Origin of the sequence: Bradyrhizobium sp. STM 3566, from assembly GCF_045571445.1 — a bacterium.
GTDB lineage: Bacteria > Pseudomonadota > Alphaproteobacteria > Rhizobiales > Xanthobacteraceae > Bradyrhizobium > Bradyrhizobium vignae.
This window is the reverse complement of sequence record NZ_CP120692.1, coordinates 6,848,295-6,867,877: the sequence shown is the minus strand read 5'-3', so window position 1 is coordinate 6,867,877 and position 19,583 is coordinate 6,848,295. Positions and strand designations below refer to the sequence as shown.

At 57.5% G+C, this 19,583-nt stretch carries 10 protein-coding genes and 1 pseudogene; 5 read left to right on the top strand and 6 right to left on the bottom strand.

Annotated features, from left to right (window positions below; all coding sequences use genetic code 11):
* Window positions 1–926 precede the first annotated feature (926 nt).
* The 3 genes and pseudogenes from P6U27_RS32575 to P6U27_RS32565 form a co-directional block, all read left to right on the top strand.
* Window positions 927–1,115, top strand: a pseudogene (locus tag P6U27_RS32575) (integrase core domain-containing protein); the annotation flags it as partial.
* Window positions 1,116–1,632: 517 nt separating this feature from the next.
* The gene (locus tag P6U27_RS32570; protein ID WP_407194525.1) at window positions 1,633–4,737 is read left to right on the top strand and encodes an efflux RND transporter permease subunit; all 3,105 of its coding nucleotides are present in this window, start codon (window positions 1,633–1,635) and stop codon (window positions 4,735–4,737) included.
* A gap of 982 nt (window positions 4,738–5,719) precedes the next feature.
* Entirely contained in the window at window positions 5,720–6,886 is a 1,167-nt protein-coding gene (locus P6U27_RS32565; RefSeq protein WP_162500435.1) for an MFS transporter, read from the top strand.
* 294 nt (window positions 6,887–7,180) lie between these two features.
* On the opposite strand, the gene P6U27_RS32560 is transcribed toward P6U27_RS32565, so the two are convergent.
* Entirely contained in the window at window positions 7,181–8,140 is a 960-nt protein-coding gene (locus P6U27_RS32560) for a GDP-L-fucose synthase family protein (RefSeq protein WP_407193354.1), read from the bottom strand.
* Complete coding sequence (gene gmd / locus P6U27_RS32555) at window positions 8,121–9,206, bottom strand: GDP-mannose 4,6-dehydratase (RefSeq protein ID WP_407193353.1); 1,086 nt, start codon at window positions 9,204–9,206, stop codon at window positions 8,121–8,123. Before gmd ends, P6U27_RS32560 begins: the two co-directional genes overlap by 20 nt.
* Window positions 9,207–10,199: 993 nt before the next feature.
* On the opposite strand from gmd, the gene glmS reads away from it, so the two are divergent.
* Both glmS and P6U27_RS32545 read left to right on the top strand, forming a co-directional pair.
* Window positions 10,200–12,026 carry a glutamine--fructose-6-phosphate transaminase (isomerizing) gene (glmS, locus tag P6U27_RS32550; protein WP_122406917.1) on the top strand — a complete coding sequence of 609 codons (1,827 nt, stop codon included), beginning with the start codon at window positions 10,200–10,202 and terminating at the stop codon, window positions 12,024–12,026.
* Window positions 12,027–12,635: 609 nt separating this feature from the next.
* The gene (locus tag P6U27_RS32545) at window positions 12,636–13,226 is read left to right on the top strand and encodes a hypothetical protein (RefSeq protein ID WP_407193352.1); all 591 of its coding nucleotides are present in this window, start codon (window positions 12,636–12,638) and stop codon (window positions 13,224–13,226) included.
* A 129-nt stretch (window positions 13,227–13,355) separates the two neighbouring features.
* Here the strand turns inward: P6U27_RS32545 and P6U27_RS32540 are convergent, their stop codons facing one another.
* The 4 genes from P6U27_RS32540 to dctA all read right to left on the bottom strand — a co-directional run bounded on the left by P6U27_RS32540 (window position 13,356) and on the right by dctA (window position 19,581).
* On the bottom strand, window positions 13,356–13,781 hold the full coding sequence (locus P6U27_RS32540; protein WP_129143786.1) for a response regulator transcription factor: 426 nt from the start codon (window positions 13,779–13,781) through the stop codon (window positions 13,356–13,358).
* Window positions 13,782–13,827: 46 nt separating this feature from the next.
* Entirely contained in the window at window positions 13,828–14,508 is a 681-nt protein-coding gene (locus tag P6U27_RS32535; protein ID WP_407193351.1) for a response regulator transcription factor, read from the bottom strand.
* Complete coding sequence (locus P6U27_RS32530; protein WP_407193350.1) at window positions 14,505–17,180, bottom strand: PAS domain S-box protein; 2,676 nt, start codon at window positions 17,178–17,180, stop codon at window positions 14,505–14,507. Before P6U27_RS32530 ends, P6U27_RS32535 begins: the two co-directional genes overlap by 4 nt.
* A gap of 1,090 nt (window positions 17,181–18,270) precedes the next feature.
* Window positions 18,271–19,581 carry a C4-dicarboxylate transporter DctA gene (gene dctA, locus P6U27_RS32525; RefSeq protein WP_209296506.1) on the bottom strand — a complete coding sequence of 437 codons (1,311 nt, stop codon included), beginning with the start codon at window positions 19,579–19,581 and terminating at the stop codon, window positions 18,271–18,273.
* Window positions 19,582–19,583 lie beyond the last annotated feature (2 nt).

Here is a 19,583-nt window from a genome sequence, read left to right as displayed (position 1 = left end):
GCGGCGCGACGTATTCGGGTTCGAATGGCCAATCCTGGGCCTTTCGTTTTGCAAATTGCTGCGCAGCTCTGTCAGCTTTCGGTAAGCTAGCCTCGATAAAAGATTCGTTGGGTTTAACGGGGCGTGGCAGAGACAGCGCATGAGCTGAAGGACCACCGTGTGCCGAGTCACGCTTCCGTTAAGCTCATTGCACTGCGGCAAAATAGTGCCTAATGATGCCCCCCACCGAAAGGCGCCGAGCCGCGTTCGCACCGCTTCTAACTCACGAATTACTTCTCGTTCTCTCGATTTTGCTCTTTTTGCGAGCTGATAAGCTCCCGATCAGCTTCTTGCCACCGGTTGAAGCTGAGTTTGGAGCAACTAGCTGGGTTGGAGGGACAGCGCTGCCCCTGTGTATGCGTGCGGGACAAGCGCTGGGTCAAGTTCTGCTAAGTTCAACTGGCAGTGCGGGCGGGGTAGGGACAGCGTCTGCTCCAGCGCAACCAAGCGACGCCGAGTCGCGTCCGCACTGCTTCCGAAATCACCAGCAACACCCAGGAAGAAAAGGGCATTGCCTGGCTGAATTCCGTCCGCTGTTGTCTTGATGCAATTGTCTCCGCCAAGGGGATGACCCTCCCCCATTCTTCGGTACTTCCTGTCGCGTTTTTGAGGTCTCGGATAATCTTTCCAACGGACTGCTTCTATCGCGCTCAGTCTGGATTTACTCCGCCCACATCCTTGCGTCTCTAATGTGTGTTTGGCCTATCATTCTTGTTCATGCAACGCGCACGTGTCTGGACATGCTGGTGTCTCCAATTTCTTCAAGGCAAAGACCCAGCTTAGAGAGTCGCCGATGAGGACGGGACCAACCGATTTTGGTAGGTGCCCTTCGTTACTTCTCGAAGATAAAACTTGGTAGCCCTTGAGAATTTGAGCCACTTGGGAGCAAAGAGGAATTTTTGAACGCGACCCTGTTCACTTCGCTGGCCCAGGCCAGGGTCGAACTCGGACATTGGCGGGCCGACCACAACGATACGCGACCCCTCGCAGCTCGGATGGAAAACACACCATCCGAGTTCGCCGTCACCTGCAATCCGCGACGGGATCTGGCGCTGCGCTATGCCGATGGCTCCACACGGAATATCGTGGGGCCGAGAACTTTGTGTCCTGCAACATCACGACTTGCGCAATGGCGATCAGCGAACCAATTCGACAAACGTTGGTATAGTGCTTTTCACCTCAAGCTATATCACCCATTTACCTTTGTAGAGTTGAGCAGGCGTCAGATCGCTTGTACTTTCGATGTCGAACCTGGATCATTCGGTCTGCGAGTCAGTGCAACCTGAACTGATGCATTGCTATGAGCGCTTGATCAGGTGTCGGACCTTTGGTCGATAGCACGCAAGAAGACAGGGGCTTGATACAAAGTGCCCACCATCGAGATCGCGATCTGCCATATCAGAGCAACGGAATAGCATTCACTCGAGCGACGAAGATGGAAGCGAAGGATAAGGCGTCCGCGCTCGCGAGCCCTTAGAGTAGCGAACAGCACGTCCCTCATACGGGGGCTCTAGCACAGCCCCCGCATTGGTCATCATTGCCGCTTTACGAGTTGCGGCGAATTTGCCTCCCCCTTTTGAAATGCGAATCGAGATGGCATTTACCGAGCTTTTCATCAAACGTCCGGTATTGTCTATCATCGTCAGTTGCCTGATCTTACTGATCGGCTTTCGCGCGGCCGCCGTCCTGCCGATCCGGCAATATCCCAAGCTATCTAATACGGTCGTCAATATCACGACTTCCTATCCTGGGGCCTCTGCCGACATGATCCAGGGGTTCATCACCACTCCGCTAGAGCAGGCAGTCGCTTCCGCCGAGGGCGTCGACTACATTAGTTCCTCATCGGTGCTCGGTACCTCCACGATCCAAGTCTACATCAAGCTCAATTGCGATCCCAACGAAGCGCTCACCGAGGTGCTCTCGAAGATCAACTCAGTCAAATACCTAATCCCGAAGGAATCAAACGATCCGGTCGTCAGTAAGTCGACCGGTCAGGCCACCGCTGTCATGTATATCGCCTTTTCCAGCGAGGAACTGGCGACCAGTGCGATCTCCGACTACCTCTCGCGCGTTGTGCAACCTGTTATGTCAACCGTCGACGGCGTCGCAGCGGCAGACATTCTGGGCGGCCAGAGTTTTGCGATGCGGCTATGGCTCGATAGCGCGAAAATGGCAGGGTACGGCGTGTCGCCGGCTGAAGTTTCGGCTGCAATCGCCGCTAACAACTTCCAGGCCGCGGCGGGCCAGACCAAGGGTCATTTCACTATCTCCGATGTCACTGCAAACACGGATCTGCGGAGTGTGGATGACTTCAAGCGCATGATCGTCAAATCCAATGACGGTGGCTTTGTGCGCATGGAGGACATTGCGGTAGTCGAGCTTGCCGCGCAGACTACAGACACTAGCGTCGCGATGAACGGCGAGCACGCGGTCTTTGTCGGCGTTCGAGCAAGCCCGCAAGGCAATCCGCTAAACATAGCGCGAGGCGTTCGGGCGCTGTTTCCAGAAATGGAGCGCAACCTGCCGCCGTCACTGAAGATGAAAGTGGCCTATGACTCCACCAAATTCATTCAATCGTCGCTCGATGAAGTGGAGAAGACGCTCATCGAGGCCATCGTGATCGTGGTGGTGGTAATCTTCCTGTTCCTGGCCTCGCTGCGGTCTGTCATCATTCCTGTGGTCACTATTCCGTTCTCGCTCGTTGGTGTCTGCAGCATGATGCTGGCGCTGGGGTTTTCATTCAATCTCCTAACTTTTCTTGCAATGGTTCTCGCAATCGGTCTCGTGGTTGATGACGCGATCGTTGTGGTGGAGAACATTCATCGCCATTTAGAAGACGGTGCGCCGCCTCTACAGGCTGCTATAAGGGGCGCGCGCGAGATCGTCGGCCCCGTTGTCTCCATGACGATTACCTTAGCCGCCGTATATGCCCCAATTGGGTTTCTCGGTGGCCTCACTGGTGCGCTGTTCCGCGAGTTCGCATTTACGCTAGCGGGAGCGGTGATCGTGTCGGGCGTGATCGCTTTGACGCTGTCGCCGATGATGTGCTCGGTCTTTCTCAGGCGCGCTGAGGGGGGGCGGTTTGCAAGCATTGTGAACCGCGGGTTCAGCACCATGACACGATGGTACGGTGGCAAGCTTGACCGCTCGCTCGACTATCGTCCGATTACCGGCCTGTTTGCGCTGACCATGCTGGGCCTTGTCGCCTTTCTCTATATGAATACTTCCAAGGAGCTCGCACCTGAGGAGGATCAAGGTATCGTATTCGCTGTAACCAAGGCGCCGAAATACGCCAATATCGACTACCTCGACTATTACGGCACCAAGCTCGAACACGCGTTGCAGAAATTTCCAGAGACGGATTTAAGTTTTGTGCTCAATGGCGTTGGCGGCCAGCAGAGTGGCATGGCCGGCATGTTGCTCAAGTCATGGGACGAGCGCAAGCGATCATCGATCGTGCTAAAGTCCCTTGTCCAGGCCGAGCTGTCCAAAATCGAAGGCATCAACGCGTTTGCCTTTAGCTTGCCGCCACTTCCCGGCGGCTCGGATGGCTTACCAGTGCAGATGGTGATCAATTCGACGCTCGACTTCCAATCCGTCTACGAGCAGATGTCGAAGCTGAAGGAAGCCGCGCGGAAGAGCGGTCTGTTCGTGGTGAGCGACTCCGACCTCGAATTCAACCAGCCGGTGGTACGAATCAAGGTTGATCGATCCAAGGCCAACGAGCTTGGTATCACCATGCAGACCATCGGAAACGCGCTCGCCACCTTACTTGGCGGAAACTACGTCAACCGCTTCAATTTGCAGGGCCGCTCCTACCAGGTGATCCCGCAGGTGCCACGCGAGGAACGCTTGGTGCCGCAAGCAATCGGGAGCTATTATGTGAAAACTGCGGCGGGGTCGATGCTCCCGCTGTCGACAGTAGTCTCCATCGAGACTGCGGTCGATCCGAACGCGCTCACCCACTACAACCAGCTCAACTGCGCGACCTTTCAGGCCGTGCCGATGCCCGGCGTCACGATCGGTCAGGCTGTGGACTTCCTCGAAGCGGAGGCGAAGAAACTGCCCGCAGGTTTCAGCCACGATTTCCTCGCCGAGGCGCGCCAATATGTGCACGAGGGCAACCAACTGGCCATTGCCTTTGCATTTGCACTCATAATCATATTCTTGGTGCTTGCGGCACAGTTCGAAAGTCTGCGCGATCCCCTCATCATCCTAATCAGCGTGCCGATGGCAATCGTCGGCGCCTTGATTCCGCCATTCTTTGGCTGGGCGACGATGAACATCTACACCCAGGTGGGACTGTTGACACTGGTCGGGTTGATTTCCAAGCACGGCATCCTAATGGTTGAGTTCGCCAATGAGCTGCAGCTCAGGGAGAGACTTGACCGTCGCTCGGCTATTGAGATGGCGGCGCGCGTCCGACTGCGTCCAATCTTGATGACAACTGCGGCGATGGTCGCGGGCTTCATACCCTTGATGACCGCAACGGGAGCTGGCGCGGCGAGTCGCTTCTCGATCGGACTCGTGCTCGTCGCGGGCATGTCCGTGGGTACGCTGTTCACGCTCTTCGTGCTGCCGGCGGTCTATGTCGCGATCGCGTCCGATCATCGTGCCGATGCGAGCTCCGGCCGCGCGAAGTTTGGCACCGAGCTCAACCCCACCGGCGCTGCTGATGCCCAGATGGCCAAGCAATGATGATAAAATCAATCCGGGTTGGCTCAGTGTAGCGAGCGAAGCAGCCTGCGGTGCGCTCCCTACGCATTGAGATCGTCACGCCCGTGCTGCCGAGCTTGGCGATCATCAGTTGCCCGGTTGAGAACACGTCCGGTGATCCGCGGCTGCTCCGCTAAGGTGAATTGCACGGGACTTCACGGCAGCGGAACGCAAAAGCGCGACCTCGCCGATGAGAAGAGAATTCATGGTCTCCTGAAAGAAGATGGCGTTGCCTCTTGTGTCAAGGGCTTTTGAGGGACAACTAATTGCTTCCGCCCGACCGCGTTGCATTGCTATCTGAAAAAAGATACCGCTGGTTTGAACCGCCTTAGGATTGATTGAGTTCAATTCTCTGGACGAACGGATCGAGAACGGTCGTCGTCAGGAGCCCTCTATACATGACCGACGCAGGTCATCATTGAAGTTTTCGTCAACGTCCCCCTCGTCAATCTGAAGGCCAGGCCTTGCGCAGCAGGCGCGGTGCGGGGAGCAGCAAACAAGGAATATTCGAATATCAAAATTGTTTTGGCTGACATTGACAGCCTGCGTGCGATGGCGGTCGACTTAGTGAGTCAACGCGATTACTCGCGATGAGAGCTGCCGATTTTGCAGAAGCTGTCGGAAAACCTACGACGGGTTTCATGCCAAGTACATTTGTGGCGCGGGCGCCGTTGGCCTTCCAGGGTTTGTAGGCTTTGCGACAAAGCCATCCTGAGCGTTGCGCCTCCGTTGTCGCAGACCAGCGAGAACTGTCATCACCCCTCGCATGGCTAATCCATCCGGGAAGGGACAGCCGAAACACCGTATCTACGGGCTCGATGATTGCCGCCTAGTTGGCACTCGCCCAGTCACGTAGTCCAGTTTGCGACGGCATTGCATTTGCAGGGATAGAGAATGTCAACTTGAGGCATTGTCGATAGCCGTTTGCAGGCGGCGCACGCAGGATGAGGAGCGTCGCGCTCGCATGCCCGTTCTCTCAGGAGAGCCCGTGATACTGTCTGCTAATTGGTATGCGGGCCTGCTTGGGACACGGCTCGCATTCTTTGTTGCCGGGTTCGGCCTCGCGGCCTGGGCGCCTTTGGTGCCACTCGCCAAGCAGCGGCTCGCGGTGGATGACCGCATGCTTGGTCATCTACTGCTCTGTCTCGGAACGGGATCCGTTATCGCAATGGTTTTGACCAGCGTGTCGAGTGCGCGGTACGGCAGCAAGCCCATTATCCTCGCGGGTGGACTTGGACTCGCGATAATGCTGCCGTGCCTTGCAATTGCCGACACACCTGTCAGGCTCGGTGCTACGCTGTTTGCTTTCGGCGGTTCACTCGGTTCGATCGATGTAGCCATGAACATTCATGCGATTGAATTGGAGCGCGCCACGGGGCGTCCATTGATGTCTGGCTTCCACGCCCACTACAGCATTGGGGAATTCACCGGCTCTGCCGCCGCGACCTCGTTCCTGTCGCTGCAGCTTGGCCCGTCTTTTTCGACGTTGGTCTGTTCCGCGTTAATGACGATCGCGATTGTATCAGCCTGGCCGGGGTTGCTCGCGACGGGTTCGGGACAGAAGGACCCATTATTTATCTTACCCCATCGCAGTGTGTTGCTAATAGCTGTGCTCGCGGCTATCACCTTTCTTGTCGAAGGTGCAATCCTCGATTGGAGCGCTTTGCTTCTCGTTGAACGAGATCTTGTCGCGGAGGCGCACGGGGGCGTTGGTTGTATGCTCTTCTCAATCGCAATGGCCGTAGGACGTCTCAGCGGAGATGCCGTGGTGGCACGAATCGGCGACCGTGCCACATTGATGCTGGGGACTCTGCCTATCGTGACAGGCTTCTTGGCTGTGATGGCCGCGCCATTTGCCTTAATTGGTATGGCGGGGTTCCTGCTTATTGGATTAGGTATATCAAATGTCGTACCCGTACTGTGTCGGTGCGCCGGCAAACAGAAAGTGATGCCAGTAGGCCTTGCGATCGCGGTCATCACGACAGGGGGCTATGCGGGTATACTCGTCGGACCCGCCGGCGTTGGGCTCGTCGCCTACATCTTTGGCTTACCTTTGGCGTTCGGGATGTTAGGCGCGCTCATGTGCATCGTTACGCTGTCGGCGAGAATAATAATGACAGACCATCGTTAACTCGTTGGTCGGAAGGAAAATTCCGGCTAACGACATTCCACGGCCGGCGTTTAGGGGCTTAGAGTCGATGAGCTCTCAAGTTGGTGGCGGCAGGTTTCGACCATGGTCACTCTCCTTTTCCTGGAAGTGGGATACGGCGCGTGACTCGGGGGTCTTGTCGGACTGAGCCCGGTTGTTGACAATGAACGCTTATCAATTGCGAAGCAAAGTAGGTCGTACGTGAGCGGCAAGTTCACTAGGCTAGACATTCACTGCCGATTGGTAGCTTGGATTGGCTCGTTATGGGGGAACCGATCACTCTGGTGCCAGTGCATCGCTGTCGGCGCGATACGCCCGGTATGCCAGCCGAATGCCGTCCTCAAGTGAGGTCGTGGCGCGCCAGCCGAGCCCGGACAGCCGCTGTACGTCGAGCAGCTTGCGCGGTGTGCCGTCAGGGCGGGACGTGTCGAAGCTGATCTCGCCGCCAAAACCGATCGCAGCCGCGACCATGAGTGCTAACTCGGCGATGGTGATGTCCTCGCCGGTGCCGATATTGATCAGTTCCGCTCCGGAATAGGTCTTCATCAGGTGCACGCAGGCGTCGGCCATGTCGTCGACATAGAGGAACTCGCGGCGCGGCGTGCCGGTGCCCCAGACCACCACGCTCTTCGAGCCCGCGAGCTTCGCCTCGTGGAAGCGGCGGATCAGGGCGGCGACCACGTGACTATACTCCGGGTGATAATTGTCGCCGGGACCGTAGAGATTGGTCGGCATCACGCTGATGAAGTCGCTGCCATACTGGCTGCGATAGGCCTCCGCCATCTTGATGCCGGCGATCTTGGCGATCGCATAGGGCTCGTTGGTCGGCTCCAGCGGGCCTGTCAGCACCGAGTCCTCGCGCAGGGGCTGCGGCGCGAGCTTCGGATAGATGCAGGAGGAGCCGAGTAACATCAGCTTCTCGGCGCCGCTTTGCTGCGCGGCCTGGATCACGTTCGCCGCGATCGTGATGTTGTCGTAGATGAACTCGGCGCGCAGCGTGTCGTTGGCGACGATGCCGCCGACCTTCGCGGCGGCGAGGAATACGACCTGCGGCCGCACCCGCGCGAACCACTCGAACACGGCGGCCTGGTTGCAGAGGTCGACCTCACGCCGGTCCACCGTGATGATCTTGACGTTCTCGCGCGCCAGCCGGCGCACCAGCGCGCTGCCCACCATGCCCCGATGGCCCGCGACGTAGACGCTCTTGCCAGTCAGCTCAAACGCTGCGCTTGCCATGGACCGCGTCCCGTTTCGCCTCGGCGAGATCGCTCGCCATCATCTCCTCGACGAGCTGGGCAAAGGTCCGCTTCGGCTTCCAGCCGAGCTTCTCGCGCGCCTTGCTGGCGTCGCCGACCAGGAGATCGACCTCGGTCGGCCGGAAATAGGTCGGATCGATCTTCACCACGGTCTTGCCGCTCTTGGCATCGATACCGATCTCATCGACGCCCTTGCCGCGCCATTCGATGCGGCGGCCGACCTGCGCGAAGGCAAGCTCGACCATCTCACGCACCGATCGCGTCTCGCCGGTGGCGAGCACAAAATCGTCCGGCTTGTCGGCCTGGAGGATCATATGCATGCCCTCTACATAGTCTTTCGCGTGACCCCAGTCGCGCTTGGCCTCGAGATTGCCGAGATAGAGCGTCTGTTCGAGACCGACCTCGATGCGCGCGACGCCACGGGTGATCTTGCGGGTCACGAACGTCTCGCCGCGAATCGGACTCTCGTGATTGAACAGGATGCCGTTGGACGCGAACATGCCATAGGCTTCGCGGTAGTTCACGGTGATCCAATAGCCGTAGAGCTTGGCGACGCCATAGGGCGAACGCGGATAAAACGGCGTCGTCTCCTTCTGCGGGATCTCCTGCACGAGGCCGTAGAGCTCGGAGGTCGAGGCCTGGTAGAACCGCGTCTCCTTCTCCATGCCGAGGATGCGGATCGCTTCCAGGAGCCGCAGCACGCCGGTCGCATCGGCATTGGCGGTGTATTCGGGGCTCTCGAAGCTGACGGCGACGTGGCTTTGAGCTGCGAGATTGTAGATCTCGGTCGGCCGGATCTGCTGCACCAGGCGGATCAAATTTGTCGAATCCGTCATGTCGCCATAGTGCATCAGGAATGGAACCTCGCCGACATGCGGGTCCTGGTAGAGATGGTCGACACGCGCGGTGTTGAATGAGGACGAGCGCCGTTTGATGCCGTGCACGACGTAGCCGAGCGACAGCAGATGTTCGGCGAGATAGGCGCCGTCCTGGCCGGTGACGCCCGTCATCAGCGCAACGCGCCCCTTTGACTCCTGAGCCGCCATGGTCTCCCTTAGTTGCGCCGCAAAGAGCCTCGCTCTGAAACACCATTGCGAAGCCGTTTCTCGAAAAATCTAGATGCGCACGCGCGCTCCCACCCGCCATTAAAGGAAAGCGATCGTTAGCTCCAGTCATACACATCATGCAGGAATGCACACTATATACATTGATTTATATTTGGACTGGAGGAGGCTTGGGCTTCAAAGATGAATCTCACTAACCCCAGCGACGCGATACTTAGCAGGCGAGATGGATGGCAAAACGCCATTACGCCCTGGGCGCGCTTGCCCTCGGGCAATCTTTCCAATGAGATCAAAGTGAGGTCCGTGCTCCTTATCTATCCGCGGGCGCATGTGCGCATTCGCGTGGTCTCGTCATGGCGGGAGAGAGCGCGACGTGCTGAGGCCGCATTCGTCAATGCATTTGTTGGAATGACGGCATGCAAGCCAGCACACAGACAAGCCTGCCCATAGAGCCGCAGTCTACAAAGCGCTGTTAACTGCCGAACAGAATACGAAGTCTGCAGGTCCACTCACAAAGCGCCGTTGCCAATAACCAACTCGCGGCAGGCAGTGGACGGTCGACGCGAGACCAGTAGCAAACGTTGGTATAGATCGTCGAACGTTTTGATGCCGAGAGCTTACCTTCGTACAATGGAGCTTCGACGCCAATCCTTTAACCTTGACCGAGCGTAAGTTGCCTCGGTTCGAGTATGATAAGTCTCTTAAATCCGCGCCGGAAAAATGTCTCCACTAAGACAGGACAATTCAAGTTAGAGCTGCTGCGCGGTTTGAACTCGATCGGCGGCCAAAAGCGGGATGTAGCCGGGCGAAGCGATAGGGCTGAAAGAGATCTAACTCACGCTTGTGAATGCGGCGGCGATACAGGCGGCCTCGAAAGATCCCGAACTTGACACCGTTAGCATGGGACAAGCGAATTTCATGACCGAGTTCCTGTAGAGGACGTCGGAATCCTTAACTTGGGCTGCATTGATCGATATGTGTGGAATTGTTGGCATTCTGGGGCGCGGACCGGTCGTTGGGCAGTTGGTCGCGTCGCTCAAGCGATTGGAATATCGCGGGTACGACTCCGCAGGCCTCGCGACTCTCGAAGGTCTCCGTATCGAGCGCCGCCGCGCTGAAGGTAAGCTGAGAAACCTTGAGGAGCAGCTGCGCTATTGTCCTCCGTCGGGTCATACCGGCATCGGTCATACCCGCTGGGCGACACATGGAAGGCCGACTGAGAGCAATGCTCACCCGCATGCGACGGAGAACGTCGCGGTCGTTCATAATGGGATCATTGAGAATTTCCGCGAGCTGCGAGCCGAACTGGAGCGGAATGGGGCCCATTTTAACTCAGAGACAGACACGGAGGTGGTGGCGCATCTCGTCGAATCTTATCTCCAGAAGGGCTACTCGCCGCAGGATGCGGTACAAGCATCGCTGCCGCGGCTGCGCGGTGCCTTCGCACTGGCATTCCTTTTCAAGGCCCACGATGACCTTTTGATCGGTGCGCGTAAGGGGTCGCCCCTTGCGATTGGACATGGTAACGGCGAAGTGTATCTAGGATCGGACGCGATTGCGCTCGCGCCTTTGACCGACACCATCACCTATCTTGAGGACGGCGACTGGGCAGTGCTTACGCGCACGATGTGTGTGATTTATAGCTCAGACGGATCTGTCGTCCAGCGGGAAACATCAAAGTCTGGCGTATCGTCGCTGCTTGTAGACAAATCGAATTATCGCCACTTCATGGCGAAGGAAATCCACGAGCAGTCGACGGTGGCCGGCAAGACATTGGCGCATTATCTCGACATCGCGGCCAAGCGCGTCGCCCTGCCGCTTACATTGCCGTTCGATTTTAAATCCATACAGCGCATCTCAATTACCGCGTGCGGCACTGCAAGCTATGCCGGACACATCGCCAAATACTGGTTTGAGCGGCTGGCGCGCTTACCTGTTGAGATCGATGTGGCGTCCGAGTTCCGCTACAGGGAGGCGCCTTTGCGCCGGGGCGATCTCGCGATCGTCATCTCGCAGTCGGGCGAAACCGCTGACACGCTAGCTGCCCTGCGATACGCCAAGGAGCAGGGCGTGCACACGATATCTGTGGTCAACGTCCCCACGTCGACGATTGCGCGGGAGAGCGAATCCGTTCTGCCGACGCTCGCGGGGCCGGAAATCGGCGTCGCCTCGACCAAGGCGTTCGTCTGCCAGCTAATGGTATTGGCCGCGCTTGCCGTGGCAGCGGGAAGAGAGCGCGGTAAGCTGTCTGAGATCGACGAATCGAACCTTGTGCGTGAGCTTATCGAAGTGCCGCGGTTGATTGCTGCGGCGCTGTTGATCGAGCCGCAGATCGAGAAGCTCGCGCGTTATATCGCCGATACAAGAGACGTGCTCTATCTCGGTCGTGGCACATCGGCCCCCTTAGCCTTGGAGGGCGCACTCAAGCTGAAGGAAGTTGCCTATATCCACTCAGAAGGCTATGCCGCCGGCGAGCTCAAGCACGGACCGATCGCACTGATAGATGAGGCAATGCCTGTGGTGGTGATCGCGCCTTATGACGAGGTCTTCGAGAAGACCGTCTCGAATATGCAAGAAGTGGCGGCTCGGGGCGGCAAGATCATCCTGATCACCGATTCGAGGGGTGCTTTGGAAGCGGCAGTGGACACACTCATGACCATTGTTCTGCCGGAGATGGTCGCAAGCTTTACGCCGATGGTCTATGCCATTCCCGTTCAGCTCTTGGCTTACCATACCGCTCTCGTAAGGGGCGCGGACGTGGATCAGCCGCGTAATCTAGCAAAATCGGTGACTGTGGAATAAGGCGGCAGTGTTATGTCTGCACTAATGCCTTGGGCGAGCTCAAGGAGAACAATCCCAGCTAAGACAGGTCAATCATAGACCGCGATCCAGCTCGATGAGCAGAGTTAGTCCTGCTCGCGTCACCACCGGCAACCAACTAACGTCAATAGGAGGGAGCCTTACCTTCCTGTCGCTCGAGCGGAGCAGTCGAGAACAAGTGGGAATTGCGGACAATTGGGAGCTCCAGGTCGGCTTTCGGTTACCCAGCCTGCTATCTGCTTTGCAGGGCCAATTAGCCTGAAGCTCGGTGCAAAACAGATACTCTTTAACTCATCCTCCCGCCTTGCTGAAGCCGACGAGCAAGTCAGTGCACACATAGACTTCGGGCCGCTTATTCGCTGGCAGCGCACACGCGCGACAACTTACCTTTCCCGATTGCCAGCATCCGCCCCATGGCGGGCAAGTTGAGCATGCACTTCGATCCCCGGGGACGATGGCTTAGGATTAGCAGTTCAGTTTGTTTAGATCGCGCGTAGCAGCGGCTTACGCAATCCGGTTGGACCATACGCGCCACCGCGGCCTTCCCAGCTGCTGTGTGTCATCAAATGGATTCTCTACGTTGGTAAAAGGATGGCAATATCCGTCGACGGACATGCTCTGCGCTTGGCCATAAGCGGCAGCTATCCCTGGAGAGACGAGGTGGAAATTACCGTCGAATCTGTGCCGCCAATCGCCCACACGCGCGCCCTGCGCCTGCCGGAGTGGTGCAGCGCGCCGGAGACGAGCCTGAACGGCGAGCTTGTGAATTGCGAGCCGCGCAAGGGCTATTTACACATTCGCCGAACGTGGCGGCAGGGAGATCGCGTCAAACTATGGCTGCCAATGCAAGTGCGTCGCGCATACGGCCATCCACAAATTCGCAATTTGGCCGGCAAGGTGGCCATCCAACGTGGCTCCTTAATTTATTGTTTGGAGGAAGCCGACAACGGGACCGAGTTACACAACGTGTGGCTTCATGCAGAGAGTCGGTTTTCCGTTATCGAAGGAACTGGTCTCTTTAGGGGCAACCCATCTCTTGCCTCGCCGAGCGCTCTCGCGCCAGCTCCACTCTCCAATGGAGTATGTAGCTTCGATCCAGAGGAGTTAAGAAGTGCTCAGGGCCGTCGATTGCCTTTGGAGAGCATTACGTTTGAAGTCGACCTACAGAATGAGCCGAGCTAGCGTGCCTTGCGGCCCTCGCCCGAGTTTTAGAGCAAGTGGCGTGTTTGACTGCGAAGAGGTTGATCGGTGGCGAGATCGACGTGCGGAGCGTTTAGATCGGACATCAATTCAAGCCACAGCTTGATTGCGTCAGATGCCGCTTCGGCCGTCATACGCGTTCAGTGCGGTGTCGAGGCACTCGATTAACGCTTGTCCGGCAAAGGGTTTGGCGAGGAAGCCAATCGCTCCGGCGCCCAGCGCTGACGCGCGCACGCGGTCGTTGGGAAAAGCGGTAATGAAAATGAATGGTGCGTCGTAACCACGTGTCCGCATCTCTGCCAACAGCTCCAGGCCGCTCATAGCCGACATCTGCATATCGGTAATGACACAGGATGTCTCGTCCAATTGCGGGGACCTCAGGAGTTCCTCGGCGGACGCAAATATTTGGGCGATGTAGCCACGCGATTTCAAAAGATTCTCTGTCGCAGCACGGACTGAGGCGTCGTCGTCAACGACGGAAATCAAAGACGTGGACAAGACGAGCCCTCCTGAAGCGGGAATAGCGGCTGCAAGCATTAGCCACCTTGCGCGAAAAGTGGGCTCGACTGATGAAATTGTAAAATCATACTTGGGTTTGCTCAGGACGATTAGTGCGAATTCCCAGCGTCTCAGTCATTCTGATCAGGTCGGCCAGCGAGCGTGCACGCATCTTTCTCATTACGTGTCCCCGGTAGATCTTGACCGTAATCTCGGCGAGCCCAAGCTCGGCGGCGACCTGCTTGTTCATCAGGCCGGCAGCGACCAGTTTCATCACCGCCTGCTCGCGCGGGCTTAAGGTCTCAAATAAAGACTGCAGATTCGCGACCGTCTGCTGAGCCTCCCGTCTTTTGCGATCGCGTTCGGTCGCCGCAACCACGGCATCAAGCAGTTCCTGATCGCGAAACGGTTTGCTGAGAAAATCGACCGCTCCCTCCTTCATGGCCCTGACAGTCATTGGAATGTCGCCATGACCGGTGATGAAAATGATCGGAATATGTATGTTCAACCTCGCTAGCTCAGTCTGGAAGTCAAGACCGCTCAAGCCTGGCAGCCGGACATCAAGAACTAGACAGCTAATAACGTCCGGAATTGTGCTCTGCAGCATTTCGCGGGCCGATCCGAATGCAATGACGTCTAACCCTACCGATTGAAAAAGGTTCGTAAGCGAGCGACGCATTGAGATGTCATCCTCGACGACGAAGACGGTCGCCTTCGTCGAGGCCTCGGCATTGCTGCCTTCAAGCGCGTCAAATCGTGCTGTCACGAGACGGCCTCCTTATGCTGCGGTAAGGCAAACTGGAAGGTCGCGCCCGGTCCACTTTTGTGGACCATTGACAGTCGTCCTCCATGAGCTTCCACGATCGACCGGCAGATCGAAAGACCCATTCCAAGGCCAGTCGATTTGGTGGTGAAGAAGGGATCCAAGACGCGGTCCGCGTCGTTCTCGGCGATGCCGACGCCGCAATCGGTCACGGCAAGGTGGACGTGCCCCGCATCGTCCTTCGATGATTGAATCAGCAGTTCGCGCGCCCTGTCTGTAACTGCGTCCATGGCTTCGATTCCGTTCATCACCAGATTGATGATGACCTGTTGTAGCTGAATCCGATCGCCGACGATCCTAGGCAGCCCTGCCGTCAACTCGGTCCGTAACGTCACTCGGTGGCTCACCAGCTCTCGTGTTACCAGCGCAATGACGTCCTTAACGACCTCATTGATATCGAGCGGCACCATCTCAATCTCGCCCTTCTTCGCGAGCGCGCGAATACGACGGATCACCTCGCTTGCCCGGATTGCGTCTTCGATGATCCACTCCACCGAAGAGCGTGCTGCGGAAAGATTAGGCGCTTCCCGCCCCATCCAACCGAGGCACGCATCGGCGTTGCTGATAATAGCGGCGAGTGGCTGGTTTATTTCGTGGGCGATGGAGGTTGTCAGCTCTCCTAAAGTCGTTACGCGCGTCACATGCGCGAGCTCCGACTGTGCCTTTCGTAGTTCTTGTTCGGCTTGATCGGCGCGAATGGTAGCGGTGATGTCAGTGCTGACGCCACGGTAGCCGAGAAAATTGCCCTTTCCATCGAAAAAAGGCTTGCCACTCGTGCGGACGTAGATCGGAGAACCTGTCCGATTCACGGTGCGGTAGACGAGATCCCGAAACGGAAGATGGGCCTCCAACGTCGCCTGATGCTGCCGCCACTTCTCGGGTTCCTCTTCGACGTCGCACGCAATGTCCCAGCGAAGCAGGCCCATCAATCCTGTCGCCAAAATTCCCGCAGCGCTGGTGTGCTCGGATAAGCGAGTGACCTGATGATCCGGCCCGGTCTCCCAGAGCCAATCGGAAGCTGTTTCGGCGTAGTCGCGAAAGCGCTGTTCGCTTTCGCGCAGCGCGGCAAGTGTGTTTTCCAGGCGTTCCCTAGCTGCGTGTTGCTCGGTCACATCCATATGTGTTCCGATCAGCTCGCTGACGTTGCCATCGCTGCCAACCACCACGTGCGCAACGGAGTGTATGCGTCTTATCCCGCCATCTGGTAGAAGGATACGAAAATCATATTCGAACCGCCGCTCCTTGTGTTCAATCGCCTGGCGCTGCACCTCCTGTAGCCGCGGCAAGTCCTCCGGATGGATGCGCGATCGAATGGTCTCGATCGATACCGGCTCTTGTGGGCTAAAGCCAAACAGACGATCGACCTCGGCGGACCGATATATGAAATCTAGACCGTAGACGTCCCAGGACCAGCTGCCCGTGTGGCTGAGATGCTGGGCCTCGGCCAGATAGGCCTCGCTGCGGCGCAGCTGCTGTTCTGCTCGCCTCGCGGCCGTAATATCCGTAGCTGCCCCAACAAACTCGATGTCACCAGAGGCTGTTCTCGTCGCTCGTGCCTGCGCATGGATGTGCTTTACCGAGCCGTCCGGTAGCAGAAGCCGGTATTCGTGCTCGAAATCACTCAGCTCTCGCATCGCGCGATCGATAATTTCCTTAACCGAAGCCCTATCATCTGGATGAGTGCGCTCAACGACGAGCTGCGGCCCCGGCGGCACTGTCTCAGGATCTAATTGGAAAATCCGAAATGTTTCCTTTGACCAGAAGGCCTCGCCCGTAGTGGGGTTCCAGCTGAAGCTGCCTGTGTGACTCAACTCCTGCGCCTGGGCCAAATGTGCTTCGCTCCGCTGCAGGGCAAGTTCGGTCCGCCTTCGCTCCGTGATATCTTCGCAGGCGATAAGGACAATGGGCTGCTCATCGCCCCAGAGCATGGCTTTGGCTTTTTCACGTACCCACAACACCGAGCCGCCCTTCCTGACTTTCTGGACGTCCCACGTTCGCGTTTGTCCGACATCCTCAAGGCACGTCCGAACGCATTCGCGAACGAACGCGCGATCCTCCTCGAGAAATACGTCCAGCACGGATCGACCGATCAGTTCAGCACGAGCATAGCCGAGTTGTGTTGCGCCGAGCGTATTGACGTTGAGGACAGTGCCGGCTTCATCGACCATGAAGTACATGGCCGGATTGTGCTCGAAGATGGCGCGCCACCGTTTTTCGCGATCCTCCAAATCGGCCGCACTCCGCTGAAGCTTGGCCGCAACCACACGCGCAGCCTCTCTTTCCTGGCGCAGCTTTTCGATCAGGTGCGCTCCCACAATCGAGGCAATAAAGAATGCAACAACCACCGGCAGATCTTGGGGGTCATCGATTCGCAGGCTGAACGCCGGCGGCGCAAAGCAGTAAGCGAGAGCAGCGATGGCTACGATGCAAAGCGCAGACGACGCGATGAAGCTGCCCATCAACGAAAGCAGCAATACCACTAACAAATAGGCGAACGCCGTCGCGGCGAAATGCGCGTGAAGGTACAAGTAGGCCAATGTTACCACGGCAAGCGTTATGCTGCCGAAGGTAAACTGAAGGGCTGAACGTTCTAAACTGCTGATTTGGCTACGCATTCTGATACCGTCCGGCCTGTTCTCCGGCGGGAGAGCTATAACGTTTTAGGCAAAAATAGGGCAATACTCGGCACCAGCACTCGCTGGCGAGCGCTTCCGAGATCGATTGCTTCGTGCTAAGCAGAGCACGCGCGGAGAAAAAATGCATCACAGACCTACGTATAGTTGTCCTAAACCTTTCAATATGGCGAGCTGACACGGCTGCAATCGAAGCTCAGATGTCTGCCCCCCGCTGCCTATTACTCCGCGCAGGCGCTCGAGGCTGCTGCCGAGGACAATTCCCTTACGCCAGCCGCACGAGGACAGCGGCTGCAGTTCAGTCAAGACTTTGAGCCGGAATAATCAGGCGCGCCTAGTCGAACCGGAAAGAACAGAGATAAGCTGCCCGACCACTCATCGCGCCGGTACGATCGGTCATGCGGAAGAAAGCGCAATGGCACTGTGCCGAGATACGAAGGCGAAGCTACGCGACTGCTTGTATCTCCTAAGGCCGTCACGCCTGGGTGCGGAGGACTTGTCTCCGAGTGGTTGGCCCGAAACGAGCTCGCGCAGCGACGCCGAACCGACACTAGCCGTTTAGGACGCCACGCCTCCGCCGAGATGCCATCTAATCAGTGCTGATCACAGCATCACGATCTAATGCGGCAGCGCGGACCGTGACAAGGGATGACGAGTTGGGGCAGCAAGATCTCTACCAAGTCGTCGGTCGGACGAGGCAAGCGCAGAGCGCGCACATGGGCAATTGTAGGCGGAGCAGCACCTACGTCCGTCAGGCTGGACACGTTCTGTCGCAGTCCTGTTATGTTGCACGGCAGGCGTTCAGATGTCCGGGGGCTTGAAGGCGCAAGACGTGAAGGCGCAAGACGCGATTGAAAATGACGCTTGAAAGCTCCTACTGTTTTGCTCGGCTGGCATCTTTTCAGGGCGGCTGCCGGGGGCCGACGCGGGGCAAGGGGCTGCGCACCGGATATCGCGCGTGAAAGTTTGGGCTCGTCTCAAGTCGGCTGTGTCGATTCGAATAACGAGAAATGTGGCTGCGCTTGTATTCGGTGCGTCTTCGAACGGCGGCTGTTAAGTTACGGGGCCTATCTCATCGTGTGTCGATAGTGGTGGAAGCAGTGGGCTCGTTGAGCCGCGCCTGCAGCGTCGCGTGCTCGAGCTCGTCTTCCCACCAGGATACGAACACGGCGGCGATGCCATTGCCGGTGATGTTTGTAAGGGCGCGCACCTCGCTCATGAACTTGTCGATCGAAAATACGATTGCCATGCCCGGCACCAGCGCTGGGTTGACCACCGACAACGTCGCAGCAAGCGTGATGAAGCCCGCGCCGGTGACGCCGCTTGCTCCCTTCGACGTTAGCATCGCCACGAGCAGGATCGTGAGCTGCTGGCTAAAGGTGAGGTCCACCCCGAGTGCCTGGGCAATGAACAATGTCGCAAGTGTCATGTATATATTGGTGCCGTCCAGGTTGAAAGAGTAGCCAGTTGGCACCACCAGGCCGACCACGGGCTTCGAGCAGCCCAGCCGTTCGAGCTTCTCCATTAATTGCGGCAGCGCGCTTTCAGAGGACGATGTGCCGAGCACGATTAGAATCTCGTCTTTGATATAGGCAATGAACTTGAAGATTGAAAAGCCAACGAGGCGCGCGATCAAACCGAGCACCACCACGACAAATAACGCCGCCGTCGCGTAAAACAGCGCGATCAGGCCGATCAAATTGCCGAGTGCTGCCGGCCCGAATTTGCCGATAGTGAAGGCCATGGCGCCGAAAGCGCCGATCGGGGCCGCTTTCATGATGATAGCGATCACGCCGAACACCGCGTGCGCGACGTCGTCAATCATGCCTCGCAGCCGCTCCCCACGGCTTCCTAACGCCATCAGCGAAAAGCCGAATAGGATCGCGAACAGGAGAACCTGCAGAACATCGCCACGAGCGAAGGCGCCGACCACGCTATCGGGAATGATGTTGAGAAAGAAATCGACGGTCTTCGAGGCTTCCGCCTGCTTGACGTAATTGGCGACCGCCGCAGCATCCGGCTTCACCGCAAGGCCATGACCGATTTGGACCAGATTGCCCATAAGAAGGCCCAACACCAAGGCAAAGCTGGAGACGATCTCGAAATAGACCAGCGCCTTGACGCCGACGCGCCCGACTTTCTTTGCATCCTGAATATGCGCAATACCAGATGTGACGGTGCAGAAAATGATCGGCGCGATCACCATCTTGATAAGCTTGATAAACCCGTCACCGAGCGCCTTGACCCAGTCGTTGGTCGCTACAGACGGCCATAGGCAACCGACCATAGCGCCAATTAAGATCGCGATCAGCACCTGCACGTAGAGAATCTTATACCAAGCTTGCGACGCGCGTGCGGGCGCCGCAGTTGCCATGGTGGTCATGA